This window comes from Blastopirellula sediminis, from assembly GCF_020966755.1.
Classification (GTDB): domain Bacteria; phylum Planctomycetota; class Planctomycetia; order Pirellulales; family Pirellulaceae; genus Blastopirellula; species Blastopirellula sediminis.
The window spans coordinates 1163035-1178651 of record NZ_JAJKFT010000010.1 but is presented as its reverse complement, the minus strand read 5'-3'; the positions used below and the strand labels follow the sequence as shown (position 1 = coordinate 1178651).

At 58.6% G+C, this 15617-nt stretch carries 13 protein-coding genes; 6 read left to right on the top strand and 7 right to left on the bottom strand.

Translation table 11 applies throughout. The annotated features are described in order from the left end of the window. Positions 1–74: 74 nt before the first annotated feature. From LOC68_RS16420 to LOC68_RS16410, 3 genes are all read right to left on the bottom strand, one after another. Positions 75–1472: a glutamate decarboxylase gene (locus LOC68_RS16420; protein ID WP_230220724.1), complete on the bottom strand. Its 1398-nt coding sequence runs from the start codon at positions 1470–1472 to the stop codon at positions 75–77. A 132-nt stretch (positions 1473–1604) separates the two neighbouring features. After that, entirely contained in the window at positions 1605–1970 is a 366-nt protein-coding gene (locus tag LOC68_RS16415) for a hypothetical protein (protein WP_230220722.1), read from the bottom strand. 42 nt (positions 1971–2012) lie between these two features. Next, positions 2013–2921: an alpha/beta hydrolase gene (locus tag LOC68_RS16410; protein ID WP_230220720.1), complete on the bottom strand. Its 909-nt coding sequence runs from the start codon at positions 2919–2921 to the stop codon at positions 2013–2015. 526 nt (positions 2922–3447) lie between these two features. On the opposite strand from LOC68_RS16410, the gene LOC68_RS16405 reads away from it, so the two are divergent. Next, positions 3448–4185 (top strand): hypothetical protein, encoded by a 738-nt coding sequence (locus LOC68_RS16405; RefSeq protein ID WP_230220718.1) that lies wholly within the window; start codon positions 3448–3450, stop codon positions 4183–4185. Between the two features lie 132 nt (positions 4186–4317). Here LOC68_RS16405 and rlmN read toward each other — a convergent pair whose 3' ends face one another. After that, positions 4318–5373, bottom strand: coding sequence for a 23S rRNA (adenine(2503)-C(2))-methyltransferase RlmN (gene rlmN / locus LOC68_RS16400; RefSeq protein ID WP_230220716.1), 1056 nt, complete (start codon positions 5371–5373; stop codon positions 4318–4320). A 176-nt stretch (positions 5374–5549) separates the two neighbouring features. Here rlmN and LOC68_RS16395 point away from each other — a divergent pair, with 176 nt between their 5' ends. From LOC68_RS16395 to LOC68_RS16380, 4 genes are all read left to right on the top strand, one after another. Next, positions 5550–5852, top strand: a complete 303-nt coding sequence (locus LOC68_RS16395; RefSeq protein ID WP_230220714.1) for a hypothetical protein — start codon at positions 5550–5552, stop codon at positions 5850–5852. Positions 5853–5916: 64 nt separating this feature from the next. Next, the gene (locus tag LOC68_RS16390; protein ID WP_230220712.1) at positions 5917–6588 is read left to right on the top strand and encodes a hypothetical protein; all 672 of its coding nucleotides are present in this window, start codon (positions 5917–5919) and stop codon (positions 6586–6588) included. A gap of 30 nt (positions 6589–6618) precedes the next feature. Further along, positions 6619–7755, top strand: coding sequence for a hypothetical protein (locus tag LOC68_RS16385; protein ID WP_230220710.1), 1137 nt, complete (start codon positions 6619–6621; stop codon positions 7753–7755). Between the two features lie 118 nt (positions 7756–7873). Continuing rightward, the gene (locus LOC68_RS16380; RefSeq protein ID WP_230220708.1) at positions 7874–8548 is read left to right on the top strand and encodes a hypothetical protein; all 675 of its coding nucleotides are present in this window, start codon (positions 7874–7876) and stop codon (positions 8546–8548) included. Here LOC68_RS16380 and LOC68_RS16375 read toward each other — a convergent pair whose 3' ends face one another. Beyond that, positions 8549–10015: a DUF1501 domain-containing protein gene (locus LOC68_RS16375; protein ID WP_230220706.1), complete on the bottom strand. Its 1467-nt coding sequence runs from the start codon at positions 10013–10015 to the stop codon at positions 8549–8551. A gap of 385 nt (positions 10016–10400) precedes the next feature. Between LOC68_RS16375 and LOC68_RS16370 the strand changes: the two genes are divergently transcribed. Further along, positions 10401–10715 carry a hypothetical protein gene (locus LOC68_RS16370; RefSeq protein ID WP_230220704.1) on the top strand — a complete coding sequence of 105 codons (315 nt, stop codon included), beginning with the start codon at positions 10401–10403 and terminating at the stop codon, positions 10713–10715. Positions 10716–10730: 15 nt separating this feature from the next. Here LOC68_RS16370 and LOC68_RS16365 read toward each other — a convergent pair whose 3' ends face one another. Further along, the gene (locus LOC68_RS16365) at positions 10731–14150 is read right to left on the bottom strand and encodes an efflux RND transporter permease subunit (protein WP_230220702.1); all 3420 of its coding nucleotides are present in this window, start codon (positions 14148–14150) and stop codon (positions 10731–10733) included. Between the two features lie 62 nt (positions 14151–14212). Further along, positions 14213–15415 carry an efflux RND transporter periplasmic adaptor subunit gene (locus LOC68_RS16360; protein ID WP_230220700.1) on the bottom strand — a complete coding sequence of 401 codons (1203 nt, stop codon included), beginning with the start codon at positions 15413–15415 and terminating at the stop codon, positions 14213–14215. Positions 15416–15617 lie beyond the last annotated feature (202 nt).

Sequence of the window (15617 nt, the reverse complement as noted above, 5' to 3'; positions counted from 1 at the left end):
GGCTTAACGTATTGAAGACATGCTCATCCGGCGAAGACGCCGCAAGAGCATGGCGCCATTCGATCCGCACGAGACTAGTGATGAAACCCGCCCGCTTCTTCTTCGCTTAGCGGCGAGCTGACCGGGTGCCCTTCAAAGTACTCGATCGACCGCTTCATATCTTCGAGCAGCAGCGTTCCCAGATCGCGGCTCACCCCATGACGAACCAGGATCCGCTGGATCACCTGGTCGCTTTGATCGGCAGGGAGCGAGTAGGCCGGAACTTGCCAACCGCGGGTGCACAATCGATCGGCCAGATCGTAAAGCGAGAAGCCAGGATCGACGCCGGGCTTCAACTTCCAGCAAAGGGCCGGAATGCCGCTGCGGCGATCGCCGTCGTAGATGACGTCGAACAGTCCAAGCTTGTCGATCTCTTCGGCCAAGTAAGACGCCGTGTCGTAACAGGCCGAATGAATCTTCCGATAGCCGTCGCGGCCAAGCCGCAAGAAGTTGTAGTACTGGCAAACGACCTGGCCGCCGGGACGAGAAAAGTTCAGCGCCAGATCGCGCATGTTGCCCCCCAGGTAATTGACCCAGAAGATCAAATCTTCCGGCAGGTCTTTTTCCTCACGCCAAATCACCCAGCCGACGCCTAGCGGCGCCAGGCCGAACTTGTGTCCCGACGAGTTGATCGACTTCACTCGCGGCAGTCGAAAATCCCAGACCAGTTCCGGCGCACAGAATGGGGCGAGAAAACCGCCGCTCGCCGCATCGACATGAATCGGAATGTCGAGGCCGGTCTTCTTCTCCAATTCGTCGAGCGCCGCCGCGATTTCGAAGATCGGCTCGTACTGACAAGTGAACGTCACGCCGAGAGTCGGCACGACGCCGATTGTGTTTTCGTCGCACCGCTTCACTACTTCCTCGGGCGTCAGCAGCAAGCGTCCTTCTTCCATCGGGACTTCGCGGAGTTCGATATCCCAGTACCGCGCGAACTTGTGCCAGCAAACCTGGACCGGTCCGCTGATCATGTTCGGCTTGTCATAGCTTTTGCCGGCGGCGACGCGCTTCGCCTTCCAGCGATTCTTCATCGCCATCCCGCCGAGCATCGCCGCTTCGCTCGAACCGGTCGTCGAACAGCCGATCGTGTTCGCTTCGGAGGGGGAGTTCCAAAGATCGGCCAGCATGTGAACGCAGCGAGCTTCGATCTCGGCGGTCTGCGGATACTCATCCTTGTCGATCATGTTTTTGTCGAGACATTCGTCCATCAACTTGTGGACTTCCGGCTCGAGCCAAGTCTGGCAGAACGTGGCGAGATTCTGCCGCGAGTTGCCGTCGAGCATCAGTTCGTCATGCACGACCGAGTAAGCGTGCCGCGGGTTTTGCTCGATGTGCGGAAATTTGTATTTCGGCATCGCGACCGACAGATCGGTCGAAGCGTATACGTCGTCATCCAGTTCTTCGCGGCGATCGTCTTTCTCGTGCAAACCCATCGGTGGAGCCTCCTGGAAGTGTGAGCCAAGCGCGACGCGAAGCCGCCTAGAAGATGACCCAAAAAGAGTTGGGCCCGTCAGCGGATAGGCTACCAAAATCGAGAGGATGACGCAGCGCGGATGTCGACGGCGTTACTTGTCGAGCGCATCCTCTTCGTCCCAGTGAATCAGGTTCGGACGAATCAGCCGGCGTTTGCCGTCGGGATCGATCACCAGCACCCACATCTCCCCATGGACCGACGCCATCGTACCTTCGGGCGAATTGGCGGTCGCGGCGAGCGCCGTGTCGATCATCGCGTCAGTGACCGGAAACTCTTGGAGGAATTCTTCATACTGGCGGCGCGACTCGGCGTGAAACTCGGAAGCAAGCGCCCTGGCGGCCGCAAAAATGGCTCGCCGCTCGGCGGAATCTTCGGGATACGACAGCGAGATTCGCTTGAGCGTTTCCGCCATCGCTTCGTACTTTTCAGACGAATCGGAATCGATGTCGCCAACCATCCGCTACCCCAGTTCGCTTGATGAAGATGGATTCACGACTTGCTACGGCGTTTCCTGAAATCGCGAAACTACCTTCTCTTCCTGCCATCCACGCCACAACCACCGCAGCGACTCCGGCAAGATCGCTCCGCCGTGCACGCCGCTATGTTCTCCTGTACCGCCGACGAACTTGTAGTCGTACTTTTTGTAGGCCAGCGCCTTTTCCATTTGCAGGTTCGAGAGCCACCAGTTGCCATGTTCGTTGTCGACGTCGTTTTCGCCATCTTGCAGGAAGATGCGGAGCGGCTTCGGCTCGGTCTTGCGAATTAGCGCCGGGTAAACGTTGCCGCCCCGGATGTTGGTGAAGCTGCCGACGTGGCTCATCACTTTGTGAAACTGGTCCGGCCGCTCCCAAGCGACGGTGAAGGCGCAGATGCCGCCCGAAGAGATGCCGCAGATCGCACGGAGGTTCGGGTTGTCGGTCAACTGGTACTCTTTGGCGATGGAGGGGAGGATCTCGTCGATCACAAACGTCGCGTAGTCGCCGCTTAGGGTGTCGTACTCGAAGCTCCGATTGTTGGAGCGCCACGGCGATTCGATCTTACTCTCTCCCTTGTGGCCAGGGTTCAGAAAGATGCCGATCGTGACCGGCATCGCCCCTTCGGCAATCAGGTTGTCCATCACGGCCGGCGCCCGAAACTGACCGTTCTCGCCGACGTAAGCATGCCCATCCTGAAAGACCATCACCGCCGCCGGAGTTTTGCCGTCGTACTGCGCCGGGATGTAAAGGTAGTAATCGCGCGACGTGCCGGGGAAGACTTTGCTGTCGGCGAACGTCCGCTGGATCACTTCTCCCTTGGGAACCCCTTCCTTGCGAGTCGAGTCCGCGCTGAGCTCGTAGTCAGAGTCGGCGGCGAAAAGGACCGAAGCGAAACCGACCAATAACAGTGCGAGCGGAGCCAAGCGAATCATGCAGCGGGACCTTCCAGACAAAGGGCGTTCAAGGTGGGAGTCAGCGGGGTAGTTCGATCATACCACCGCCGCTATCGGGTTACCTTCGCTGACCGGAAAGTTGCTAGCGATCGGGAGAAAACGGCGGAACCCGTTTTGAGCCGCTGATACGGTCGACCGCTGGCCAAAGAATGATCAGTTTTGACCGATACGTCAGGTGGACACTTGTTAGATTAACAACCCTTAATCCACCGCTAGAAGGCGTTAGCGCGAAAGGAATACTAAAAGATGCGAAATTGCGATTTCTTTCGATGTGTTATCTCGCAAAATCCCTGACGCCGCCGAAACGCGCTTGATTTCACGGGGTTACTGGTATCATTAGAGAGTGAACTACGCGAGTGGCGGCGACGATTTTCGAGCAAGAGGCTAGGAACTTCGGGGCGGCGATTCCGGACTTTTTGTCCAGTTTGCGATTCCTTTTCTTCTCTGTCGACGTTCCTGGCGGGCGAGCGCGGCGGAACTTCCAATTCAGCCAATTCTTGACTCGATGACCCCACCGAAACGAAGATTCATTGCGCCGGGATCGCTCACGATTTCGGTCAGCGATTTGATCGTCGCGACGTCGTTGATTTGCGTAGGGCTTAGTTTTTCTACGGCGTTTTTGAAGTACGCCGGGTTTGACTTCGCCGGCAATATGGATGACGCGAACGTCGCCTACGCTACCTTTGCGTCAGTCAATATCACCGTCGGCGTGATCAGCATGTTGATCGCGTGGCGCTGGTTCACGCGCCGTAAGAAGCTCGACCTGCGAACCGCCTGGTCGCCGGGCAACTACCTGATGTTGCTGGCGATGCTCTACGTGCCGTTCTATTTCACCCGCGAGTTCATCTGGCTCTCGTGGGCCAGCCCAGCGTTTTTGAAGCCGCTGCTCGATCCGGCCGCCGCCGTGCTGAGCGTGATGATCTGGTCGGCCGGGATGATCACCACGGCGATGATCCCCAAGATGCGCTGGAAGCTGGTGACGTTTACGTTCGCCCTGCCGCAGTTGGCGATCGCCTCGATGGACATCTTTTCGCCGACCGACATGATGCCTGGCGCTTTCTTCTGGGCGAGCCGCTGCGTCATCGTCTTGGCCGCCGCAGCCGCCGCACAAACGGTGATGGCCGCGACGGTCGACCTGGCCCTGCGTGAGAAGCGCGACCTGGGCCACTACATCGGGATGAGCTTGTTCCTCGCCCTCTGCGTCAACCTGACGGTTGAATGGGGTTGGTACTGGCTGTACTAGGTTTCGATGGCTGGCGCCATCCTCTTACCGCGTCTTCGTGGGAAGAGCATGTCTTCAATGCCGTTCTACCAGGGCGAAGACATGCTTACTCGGCGAAGACGCCGCGAAAGCATGGCGCCTAAGAAAAGACATTTAACTGGTGATTTGCACCAGGTTTTCCGGGGTATTTCGGCGTAGTTGACCGCACGCTGCGTTGATCTTGTCCCCTTTCTTCTGACGGAACTTAACCGTCAGTCCGGCGTTCTCCAGGATCGCGCGAAACTCGTGCTGCGCCTCTTTGCTCGGCGTCCGATACGGCAGACCAGCGACCGGATTGTAGGGGATGATGTTGAGTAGCGCCGGTCGTCCGCGCAGCAAACGCGCGAGCCGATGGGCATGTTCCGGCTGATCGTTCAGGTCGGCCAAAAGGACGTATTCAAACGTCAGTCGCCGCCCCGAGACTTCGAAGTAATGATCGGCCGCTTCGAGAATCGTCTGGATGCCGATCTTCTTGTTGGTCGGCACGATCTGATTGCGGAGTTCATCATCTGGTGCGTGCAGCGAGACCGCCAAGTGGTACCGACTATCGCGATCAGCGAGCCGCCGAATCGCCGGGGGCAAACCGACCGTCGAGATCGTGATCCGGCGGTGACTGATCCCCAGACCATCTTCGGCCGAAGCGAAGTCGAGCGCCGGCAGCAGCCGGTCGATGTTGGCCAGCGGCTCTCCCATGCCCATCACGACGATGTGGCTCAGACGTTCGCCGACCGGCAGCAGTCGCTGCAGCCGCAACATCTGCTCGATGATCTCGCCGACCGTCAGGTTCCGTTCGACCCCGTCCAATCCGCTCGCGCAGAAGACGCACCCCATGGCGCAGCCAACCTGCGAACTGATGCAAATGGTCCGGCGATCGCCATCGCGCAAGAGGACGCATTCGATCCGGCCCCCGTCATGAAGCTGAAGAAGGAGCTTCTCGGTCCCATCGGCCGCGGTCGTATGCCGGGCGATTTTGGTGGTCCAAAGCTGCGCCTTTTCGGCCAGTTGTCCACGCAGGGCCTTGGGAAGATTGGCCATGTCGTCAAACGACTCGGCCCGATTTTCCACGATCCAGCTGCGGATTTGCTGCGCTCGGAATTTGGGGAGCCCCCATTCAACGACGAGGGCCTGGAGTGAGGGTAAATCAAGCGTTTGCAGCAAATGGGGCGTCATGCGCGACCCTTCTGGGGCGTCTCGAACGGTGGCGAAGCGTATCGCCATGCTGTATAATGGTTCGATTACGCACTGGGAGAATCTGCCAGCGGAGATTCGCCGCGGGACCTTTTCTTACCCATCAATTCTCCCTCGCTGCCGATCGCAGTCAACAACGGACGAAAAAGACCAGGCCTATGGCTCGCAAAGTTGTCAACCGCAAAGAGTTACGTGCACAAGCCGAAGCGGCGGAAACCGCCGAAGGAGCGGAAGCCGCTCCGAAGAAGAAGGCCAAACGAAAATCCCGGGCGAAAAAGACGACCGAAGTCCGCATGAAGCTCTTCTGGGGCGTCTTTAACCAGTCGATGAAGCGGATCGCCCTGTACGAGTACGACCAGAAGGACGAAGCCGAGAAAAAGGCCCAGGATCTGAGCAAAGCGGGCAAGCCCCCGCACTTTGTCCAGAAGGTCAAAGAAACGATCGAAGAAGTGATCGAATAAGTCGCGCTTGCGATCCACGATCGTGCGACGCGAGGCATTCCTGTTGCTCTTCAGGAGGATTGTCATGAAATTCGCGCGTCTTTCCCTGATTCCGTTTTGCGTTTTCGCACTGGCGGGCTGTTCGGCCGAACAGCCGACCCCGCCTTCGCCAGCCGCATCAACGGCGACAACGACTGCCGCCAAACCGGAAGAACCGGAGCTCCCGCTCACCTTGGCGCCAGCGGGACTGACCGTTCCGCCGCTCGACCAGGGGAGATATCAAACGACTCTTCCCGACGGTTGGCGTTTTCTGCCGCGGCGCAGCGAATATCTGATCGGCGCCTACGAAGACCAGCCCTCCGGCATTCCGCGGATCTTGGCGCATGTCAGCGACAGTCCGCTGGAGGACGTCGTCGACGAACCGTCGGCCAAGGTCCTATACAAACAGCTTGCCGAAGAGATCGGTGAGTTGACCTTCGTCTATCCGCCGCCGAAGGTGATTGAGATCGGCTCCAACTTCTGGGTCCAGTACTGCCGCCCCGCCAAGTTCCAAAGCGAAGCGGCTCGCCAGCTGGTGCTGGAAACGGTCCACAACGGCCGCCGCTACAAGCTGGAGCTGTACGTCGACAAGAACGATCTCGCCTCCAAGGTAGGCGCTCTCTATCGCATGGCCAACGACTCGCAATTCCACTCGGAAGAAGCGAAGCCGATGGACGAAGCCCCGGCCGAAGAGCCGACCGCGGACGAGAAATCTTAGGCGAATCTTCTCCTTGGATGGAACCACTCGATGAGCGAATATCAATTCGTCGCCTTTCGCGCGATTGACGTCCCCGTTTGCGACAAGAATATGTCGTTCATGGAAAAACAATCGACGCGGGCCGAAATCACTCCTTGGTCGTTTGAAAACGAATATCACTACGGCGACTTTCGTGGCGACGCAGACGAGATGTTGCGGCGCGGATACGATATCCATCTCTATTACGCCAACTTCGGCATCCGTCGAATTGCGATTCGATTTAGCCAACCCCCGCCGGTAGTCAATCAAGGTAAGGAGTATCTTGATGGCGAGGCCTTGCGTTTCGTCTTCGACAAAAAGGGGACCGGCGGAATCCTCTTTATTGAGCCGCAATACGAGCCTGGTTGGCTGGACGATTATTTTGGCGACTTGGGCGAACTGTTAGATCGATTGCGCCCGCTTCGCGATGAAATCGCGGCCGGAGACTTGCGTCCCCTCTATTTAGCCGCGTTGGCGGTACGAATCGACATGGAACACGATCCGGATGAAGAAACGGAGCCGCCCGTTCCCGCCGGAATGAAGAAGCTAACGGACGCCCAGCGGGCGCTGGCCGAGTTATACGAGATCAGCGACTACGTCATCGATGCGGCGGCGCAGGTCAGCGCGACGCCGCCGAAATCGGCCGATCTGGCCAGCGACTACGAACGGTGGCTGGCGGATCAAAAGAGCACGCAAAAGGATCAATGGCTGCACCAGGTGATGTGCGGCAAAGGGGCGGAAGTGCGGCGGGAAATGCTGAAGCATTATCGAGCGTCGACCGATGTCGTCGTTTGGCCCACGATCGAGTCGTCGCGGACAATGAAAGAACTTCACGACGAGGCGAACAAGCTCTACGATGCGTACCAGAAAAGAGCGGCGAAGAAGCGCGAGGCGAGTCTTCTCAAGCGCCGCGTCGACATGGCCGCCGATCCGAAACCGACGCTTCAGCTGATCGATAAGCTCGTGGCGGAGCGGTCAAGTAAATCGTATCGCCAGGCCGCAGAACTATTGGGCGAATTACGCACTGCCCTGGCTCAATCCCGTCAGGCTAGTCTCGCCCAGAACCACGCCCTTAAACTGGTGAAAGCGAATCCCACCTTGAACATTTTGAAAGCGGAACTGAAACGACGCGATTTCTTAACCAAGTAGACGTTTTTCGTTTTCTCAAATCTTCCGCAATTCTTCAAACGTCCCTTATACGATTCGCCGCCTGGCAGGAAAGACTGGAGCTTTTGTTCCATCTCCACCTTCGCAACTATGTCGTGCTATGGGGCGATTCATCGGGTTTGCGATTCTCGCGATCGTCGTGCTGGTGACGTTGGCGATCATGTTTCGAATGGAGAACGCGCTCAACGGCGTGCTGCAGCCGGCAGTGGAAGATGTTGAGTCTTACGTGCCGACGGTAACTCCGAAGAAATCGGTTTCCCCTCCTCCTCCACCCGCCGAAGCGACGCCGCGCCGCATCGTTGACGGTACGCCGCTGATCGGCGCCGAGCGAAAAGCGACCGTTCGCAGTCGCAAGTTCTCGGCGATCGAAGTCAACGCGCCGAAGGTGGGCGGCGTCTTCTATCAGCGATTCGACTACGAGCCGTTGACCTCGTACGAAGTGATTCCCGACGTCGTGACGGCCGACTCGAAAGATACGCCTGGCGTTTTCGTACGATTCGAGGTCTCCTACAACTTCACGATCGCCTACGATCGAGAAAACGTCGCTCGGGGAGCGCCGACCGTCGAAGCGAAATCGATCATCCTCTTCGTCCGGTTTGAAGAGACCGAGAATGGCCGCTTCGCGTTGGTCGTCGATCGAAGCCGTTTTCACCGCGGCCCGTCGCAGATTCGGCTCGATTACAGCAGTGCGCACCTCGATTTGGTGCGCACCTTGTTCGCCGAATTTCAGCCGAGCGAAATGGCCGCCGAGCCGGCGACATCGCCCGCCTCTTAGTTAGCCGAACAGGCCGGTCACCGCTTCCGCTTTGACCAGTTCGCGCGGCTGATTCAGGTGGTTGTAGACGATCGTCGCCGGGTCGATCCCCAGCGTGTGATAGATCGTCGCGAGCAACTCGGTCGGATGGACCGGATCCTTCAGCGGGGCCGAAGCGGTTTGATCCGATTCGCCGTAGACGGCGCCTCGTTTAATCCCGGCGCCGGCCAGGCACGCGGTATAGCAATAAGGCCAATGGTCGCGACCGTCGGCGCTGTTGCCGTTGCCGGAGGTGCTGACGCCGCGCTGCGGACTGCGGCCGAACTCGCCGACGGCGACGATCAACGTTTCGTCCAACATGCCGCGATCATCCATGTCGGCGATCAACGACGACAAACCGGCGTCAAGCATCGGGCCTGACTTGTTCTTCATCCGATCGGTCAAACCGACGTGATGGTCCCAACTATGGTTGTCGGAGTTCGCGACCTTCGGCCAGATCACTTCGACCACCCGCGTACCGGCGTCGACCAGACGACGCGCCAGCAGCAAGCTTTGACCGAACGTGTTGCGGCCATACATGTCGCGGGTCTTGTCGGTCTCTTTGCTTAAATCGAACGCGTCGCGAGCGCGTCCCGACGAGATCAGATTCATCGCGGTTTCGTAGTACTTGTCCATGTCGTACTTCTCGACCGCTTGATCCAAGCCCGGCATCCCGGCGTTGATCAGCTCGCGCAGCTTGGCGCGACGGCCGAGTCGATTGGTCGAGACTTCCGGACGCAGCGTCAGGTCGGTGATGTTGATCCGCTCCATCTTCTGCATGTCCATATCGTCTCCCGGCGGGAAAAGATAATACGGATCGTAGGCGCGTCCCAAAAAGCCGGCGGTCCCCGACTTGTTGACGACGTTGCTCTCTTGCAGCGGTCGCGGCATCATCACGAACGGAAGCATCGGCACTTCCGGCGGCTTCAATTTGATGATGTTGCTGCCGAAGTTCGGATAGTCTTTTGGCGACGGCGGCTCCAGCTGACCGCTCGGACTTACTTTGTCGGCGGTGTAGCCGGTATGCATCTGGTAGATCGCCGCGGTATGGTTGAACAAACCATTGGGCGAGTAGCTCATTGACCGAATCAGCGACAACTTGTCGGTGACTTGGGCCAGTTTCGGCAAGTTCTCGGTCAGGTCGATGCCCGGGACCTTGCTATGGATCGTACCGAAGGCGCTCTTCACCTTCTCGGGAACGTTCTCTTTCGGGTCCCAGAGGTCGATATGGCTTGGTCCCCCTTGCAGGTAGACCATGATCACCGACTTGGCGCGACCCCAACCGGCGCCGGAAGACTCGCTAGCAGCCGAAGCGCTTTGCATTTGCAGCGTTTGTCCCAGGGTCAGTCCGAGAAACGCAGAACCGCCGACTCGCAATAAGTCACGCCGCGTCGGACCCAAATGACGATCACACACATCCTTGGCTTTACGCCCAGGGATAACTAGCATGGCGAGTGCTCCAAATCGAGATTTCCGACTTAACAACCAAACGGATGTCGTCGGAGGTAGGATGGCTTTCGATCAGAGGCGGCAGGTAGGCGATTGATGCCGCGAAGGTCCATCCGGCGCAAGGGGTATTGCGCGGTCCTCCTCGCTACTGGCGCGATCAACAACCCCATGCTGATCGGCGTATCGCGCAGTATAGGCGCGAAAAGAAGCGAGAGTCAAACGAAATCTGACTCTACCGCAAGCCAAAGGACGCCAATTACCCCTTAATCTCTTCTCCAGCCGATTAGCGGCGAACGCCCACGAGAAATCATTTCGACATTGACCCACGCTTCGCAATTTGATACTTCCCTACTCCCCCAAGTTTTCGTTTCCTGGAGAGCGGGTCATGTTGCGTCGTCAGTTTCTGCGTTTGGTCTCGGTCGGGTTCGCCCTGTGCGTGGGCTTGTTCGTCATGCCGTTGCGAGCCGCGTCAGGAACGCCGTCGCTGCTCGACACGCTCGACAAAGGCCTCAAGGCGCGTCGTCCTGAAGACTTCAACTTTATCATCATCGTCGTCGATTTGGTCGCGCGGGATATTCTGACCCGAGCCGAGGTCATGGCCTGTTTCGATTACGCCCGCCGTCGCGACTTAAATCAACCGATGCGTTACTTCGTCCCAGCGATTAAAATCCAGGCGAAAAAGGCTGGGGTGAATCTGTAACGTCGAACCAAACTTCTACTTCGCGTCGATCACCTTCTTCGCTTCCCCTTGATCGGCCGGCTCACCCCCTTTGCCCATCAAACGCATCACCACGTAATAGAACAACGGGGTGAAAATCAGACCGAAGAAGGTCACGCCGATCATGCCGCTGAAGACCGCGACGCCGAGCGCGTAACGCATTTCGGCGCCCGCCCCATGGCCAAATAGCAGCGGCGCCACGCCCAAGATGAACGCAAAGCTGGTCATCACGATCGGGCGTAAACGGGTCGTACAAGCTTCAACCGTCGCTTGCACCAGCGGCAGCCCATCGCGCTCCATCCGATCTTTGGCGAACTCGACCACCAGAATCGCATTCTTACACGCGAGACCGACCAGCACCACGAACCCGATCTGCACAAAGATGTTCAGGTCCATCGGTCGGCCCATCATCGTCGAGACGACCAGGCCTCCCAGCGCCGCCAACACGCACATCGGCACCACCAGGATGATCGTGACCGGCAGTTCCCAGCTTTCGTACTGGGCCGCCAAAATCAGGTAGACCAGGATCACCGCTCCGATCAACGCCGAGATCGGGTTTTGCAACACATCTTTGAACGAGGTGAACTGGCTCGCTTGTTCTTGCAGGAATGAAATCTCGGTCCACTCCGCTTCCATCGACGTCGGCAACTCTTGATCGGCGAGATGGTTTAACGTGTCCAGCACTTGCCCCGTACTGATGATCGGCAGATTCACGCCGTTGATCGTCGCCGCGGGAAAGCCATTGTAGCGGTTGATCAAAACCGGACCGGTGCTGTCTTCGATCGTGGCGATCGTGCCAATCGGAACCATCTGCCCATTGCGACCGCGAACCTTCAATTGGCGCACCGTATCGGCGCTGACGCGGAAGCTCGGTTCGGCCTGGACGTTGACTTGCCACGTACGACCGAAACGGTTGAAGTCGTTGACGTAGACGCCCCCCATGTAACCTTGCAGGGCGCTGAAGACTTGTTCGAGTTCGACCCCCATCGATTTGCACTTCACGCGATCGATGTCGATGTAAAGCTGCGGCGTGTTGGCGCGGAAGTTGTTAAAGCACATCACGATCCCCTTGGTATCGAGCGCCGTGCTCGCCAGGTGATCGGCCTGCGCTTGCAAGACCGCCAAACCGTTGTCGCCGCGATCTTCGACCATCAGCTTGAAACCGCCGGCGTTCCCCAGACCGTCGACCGCCGGAGCGCCGAAGACCGAAACGCGGGCCGCTTGGATCTGACCAAATTTCTTCCGCAGTTCCTGAGCGATATGATTGGCGCCGGTTTCGACCGTTCCCCGTTCGTCAAACGGCTTAAGCACGACGAACCCGCCGGCGAAGTTCGAGCTAATCGCGTTCTGCACGAACGACTGACCTGAAACGGCCAGAATGTGGTCGACCCCTTCGGTCGCCAGCACGATCTTTTCGATCTCTTTGACCACCTCGTCGGTCCGTTCGCGCGACGCCGCATCGGGTAATTGTACGTCAAACAGCAAGTAGCCTTTGTCTTGGCTCGGGATAAAGCCGACCGGGATTTTGGTGAAGCCCCACGCGGTCAGCGAGATCAGGCCGACGTAAACGATCAGCGCGATCGTGCTGACGCGCATCAGCGAAGCGATTCCCTTGCCGTACGCACTAGTCGCCCAGTCAAACCCTTTGTTGAAGACGCCGAAGATTACCTTTAGCGTGCCGTTGACCGTCGAAGCGAGAAAATATCCGGCGATCGCCCCCGGCAGGAACATCACCGTCAGCAGCCAATAAGGAGTGCTCGGCCCTTCTTCCCCATGCCCGCCTGATTCGTGCTGGAAGATCAACCCGCCGATCCAGATCGTCAGCAAACCGCCGAGGACGACAATCCCCCACCAGGGCAACGCTTCGCGATGTTCGGTATGGTCTTCCCCTTCTTTCGGATCGCGGAAGATCGACGTCGCTCGCGCTGGCGTCATCGTCATCGCGTTGAGGGCCGAGATCAACATCGCCGCCGCAATCGTCAGCGCGAACTGACGAAAGAACTGACCAGTAATGCCGCCGAGAAACGCACTGGGAAAGAACACGCTGCTCAGCACCAAGGTGATCGCGATAATCGGCCCGGTGATTTCTTCCATCGCGTGGATCGTCGCATCGCGCACCTTGTAACCCATCGCGATCCAGCGCTCGATATTCTCGAGCACCACAATCGCATCGTCGACCACGATCCCGATCGCCAACACCAGACCGAAGAGCGTCAGGTTGTTGAGCGTAAAGCCCATCACCATCATGATCGCGAACGTACCGACCAGCGACACCGCCACGTCGATCATCGGCAGCATCACCGCCTTCCAGTCTTGCAGGAAGAAGAGGACGACGATCGCCACCAGGATCACCGCATCGCGGAGGGTTTTGAACACTTCATGGACCGACTCGGTGATAAACGGGGTCGTGTCGTAAGCGATTTCGTATTCCAGACCCGGCGGGAAACGTTCGTTCAGCTCTTTCATCCGCCGTTTGACTCGATCGCCGACGTCGAGCGCGTTGGAGCCTGGCAACTGAAACACGCCCAAGCTGACCGACGCTTTGCCGTCCATGCGGCTCGACGTGTTCAAGTTCTTGGCGCCCAGTTCCACATCAGCCACGTCCCGAATACGCGTGATCTGGCCATCGGAACCGGTCTTCACCACGATGTCGGCGAACTGCTCCGGTTCTTCCAAACGGCCAAGCGTCGTCATCGTCAACTGCAGCTCTTGTCCCTTTGGAACCGGCGGCTGACCGATTTGACCCGCGGCGACCTGAACGTTCTGTTCTTTCAGCGCATTGATGACGTCGCCGGCGGTCATCCCGCGGGTCGCCAGCGCGTCGGGATTCAACCAGATGCGCATGCTGTAGTCTTGCTGGCCGAGAATCTGCACGTCGCCGACCCCGTCCAGCGCCGCCAATTGGTCGCGGACCTGAATCGTCGCGTAGTTGCTGAGATAAAGCTGGTCGTAGTCCGCTTGGCCGGTTTCCGGGTTCTCTTTCGCGACCAGCGTCACCGCCATCAAGATGTTCGGAGACTTCTTCTTGGTCGTCACGCCGGTCTGCTTCACCACGTCGGGCAACGTCGCCATCGCCTGAGAGACGCGGTTCTGCACCAGAACCTGGGCCATATCGAGATCGGTCCCCAGGGCGAAAGTGACGGTCAGCGTATAACTGCCGTCGCTGGCCGACTGCGACGACATGTAGATCGCGTCTTCCACGCCGACTACTTGCTGTTCGATCGGCGCGGCGACCGTGTCGGCCACCACTTGCGCGCTGGCGCCGGGATACGAACAGGTCACCGAAACGGTCGGCGGCGCGATTTCGGGATACTGCGCGACCGGCAAAATCCAGACGCAGATCGTCCCCGCCATAATGATGACGATCGAAATCACCCAAGCGAAGATCGGTCGATCAATGAAGAAGCGAGCCAGCACGAGTTGCTATCCTTCGTCGATATTCAGGTCGGTCGGTTCAAACGGATCGCAGCGGCGCACGGTTACGACTTCGCCGGCTCTGCACTGGTTTCTGATTTCATCGGATCGGCCATCGGCTCGGCCGACTCTTCGAGGGTCTCCTCATCGGGACGCAACATCCGTTTGTCGATCGCTGGCGGTTCTTCCATCGATCCAACTTGCGGCACGACCGGCTTGCCGGGACGAACCAGCAGCAAACCGTCGATGATCACCTTCTCTCCTTCTTTCAAACCGGACGCAATCACCCGGTCTTTCCCTTGTTTGGAACCGAGGGTGACCTGTCGTCGCTCGGCGATGTTCTGGTCATTGACGACATAGACGTAGCGATCGCTTTGGTCCGAGCCGATCGCCTTTTCCGGAACCAGCACGGCGTCATACGGACGGCCCGCGGCGACTTTCACCCGCACGAACATCCCCGGCGCGAGCGCTTCGTCCGGATTTTTGACCACCGCGCGAACGCTCAACGTGCCGGTTCCCGCGTCGAGTTGGTTCGAGCCGAAGTCGACGACGCCAAGATTGGGATAAATGCTGCCGTCGGCTAGCGTGATCTGGATCGGAATCTTCCGCGTGCGAAGCGGCACATGCCGCGTCCCTTGCTGGGCGACCCGCTCTTCGGTGAACTTGAGCAGCGCCAGTTCGTCGACGTCGAAGTAGACGTAGGTCGGACTGACCGAGACGATCGTCGTCAACAGCGTCGGCATGCTGCCGGCGCCCCCTTGGACCAGGTTCCCTTGCGTCACGTAGGTCCGGTCGATCCGCCCGTCGATCGCGGCGGTAATCGTGCAGTAGTCGAGATCGACCTTGCGAGCGGCGGTCTGGGCTTCGGCCGCTTTGACGGCGGCGTCCGATTCGTTTACCGCGGCGACGCTTTCGTCATACAGCTCTTGGCTGATGGCGCCGCTGCCGACCAGTTTGTCATTACGGGCCAGCGTCGTTTTGGCCAGTTCGTATTTCGCTTTGTAAAGATTGGCGTTGGCGACCGCTTGATCGTACTGCGCTTGATAGGTGCTGGTATCGATCAAGAAGAGGAGATCGCCCGCTTTCACCAGGTCGCCGTCGTTGAACTTGACCGCCTGCATGTAGCCGGAGATCTTCGCGTAAACGTCAACCGTCTGCTCCGCTTCGACGTGGCCCGTGTATTCGTCGTAATCGATCACTTGTCGCTTGATCGAATCGGCTACCGTTACCGGCGGCGGGGGAACTTCCGGAATCTTGATTTCCGGCATGCAGCCCAACGACAGCAAGATTACGAGAGACGTTGAAAGTGGGGAGAAAATAGCCGCGGGTCTCATCTTCGTCCTTCAGGTGTTGTGAATCATCGAAACCGTCGACCGCTCGATCCCCGAGCGAAGATTGACGTATTATCGCCGAGCGTTCCCTCCAACCAAGCGCCCCAGGCGCAGAAATTCAGCGCACCCGGGCCCACTG

What these genes read in the sequence shown, in the direction of transcription:
- rlmN (WP_230220716.1), bottom strand. Translation starts at nt 5,373, where the DNA reads ATGACGCCCCATTTGCTGCAAACGCTTGATTTACCCTCACTCCAGGCC.
- LOC68_RS16390 (WP_230220712.1), top strand. Translation starts at nt 5,917, where the DNA reads ATGAAATTCGCGCGTCTTTCCCTGATTCCGTTTTGCGTTTTCGCACTG.
- LOC68_RS16410 (WP_230220720.1), bottom strand. Translation starts at nt 2,921, where the DNA reads ATGATTCGCTTGGCTCCGCTCGCACTGTTATTGGTCGGTTTCGCTTCG.
- LOC68_RS16370 (WP_230220704.1), top strand. Translation starts at nt 10,401, where the DNA reads ATGTTGCGTCGTCAGTTTCTGCGTTTGGTCTCGGTCGGGTTCGCCCTG.
- LOC68_RS16375 (WP_230220706.1), bottom strand. Translation starts at nt 10,015, where the DNA reads ATGCTAGTTATCCCTGGGCGTAAAGCCAAGGATGTGTGTGATCGTCAT.
- LOC68_RS16415 (WP_230220722.1), bottom strand. Translation starts at nt 1,970, where the DNA reads ATGGTTGGCGACATCGATTCCGATTCGTCTGAAAAGTACGAAGCGATG.
- LOC68_RS16420 (WP_230220724.1), bottom strand. Translation starts at nt 1,472, where the DNA reads ATGGGTTTGCACGAGAAAGACGATCGCCGCGAAGAACTGGATGACGAC.
- LOC68_RS16405 (WP_230220718.1), top strand. Translation starts at nt 3,448, where the DNA reads ATGACCCCACCGAAACGAAGATTCATTGCGCCGGGATCGCTCACGATT.
- LOC68_RS16385 (WP_230220710.1), top strand. Translation starts at nt 6,619, where the DNA reads ATGAGCGAATATCAATTCGTCGCCTTTCGCGCGATTGACGTCCCCGTT.
- LOC68_RS16395 (WP_230220714.1), top strand. Translation starts at nt 5,550, where the DNA reads ATGGCTCGCAAAGTTGTCAACCGCAAAGAGTTACGTGCACAAGCCGAA.
- LOC68_RS16360 (WP_230220700.1), bottom strand. Translation starts at nt 15,415, where the DNA reads ATGCCGGAAATCAAGATTCCGGAAGTTCCCCCGCCGCCGGTAACGGTA.
- LOC68_RS16380 (WP_230220708.1), top strand. Translation starts at nt 7,874, where the DNA reads ATGGGGCGATTCATCGGGTTTGCGATTCTCGCGATCGTCGTGCTGGTG.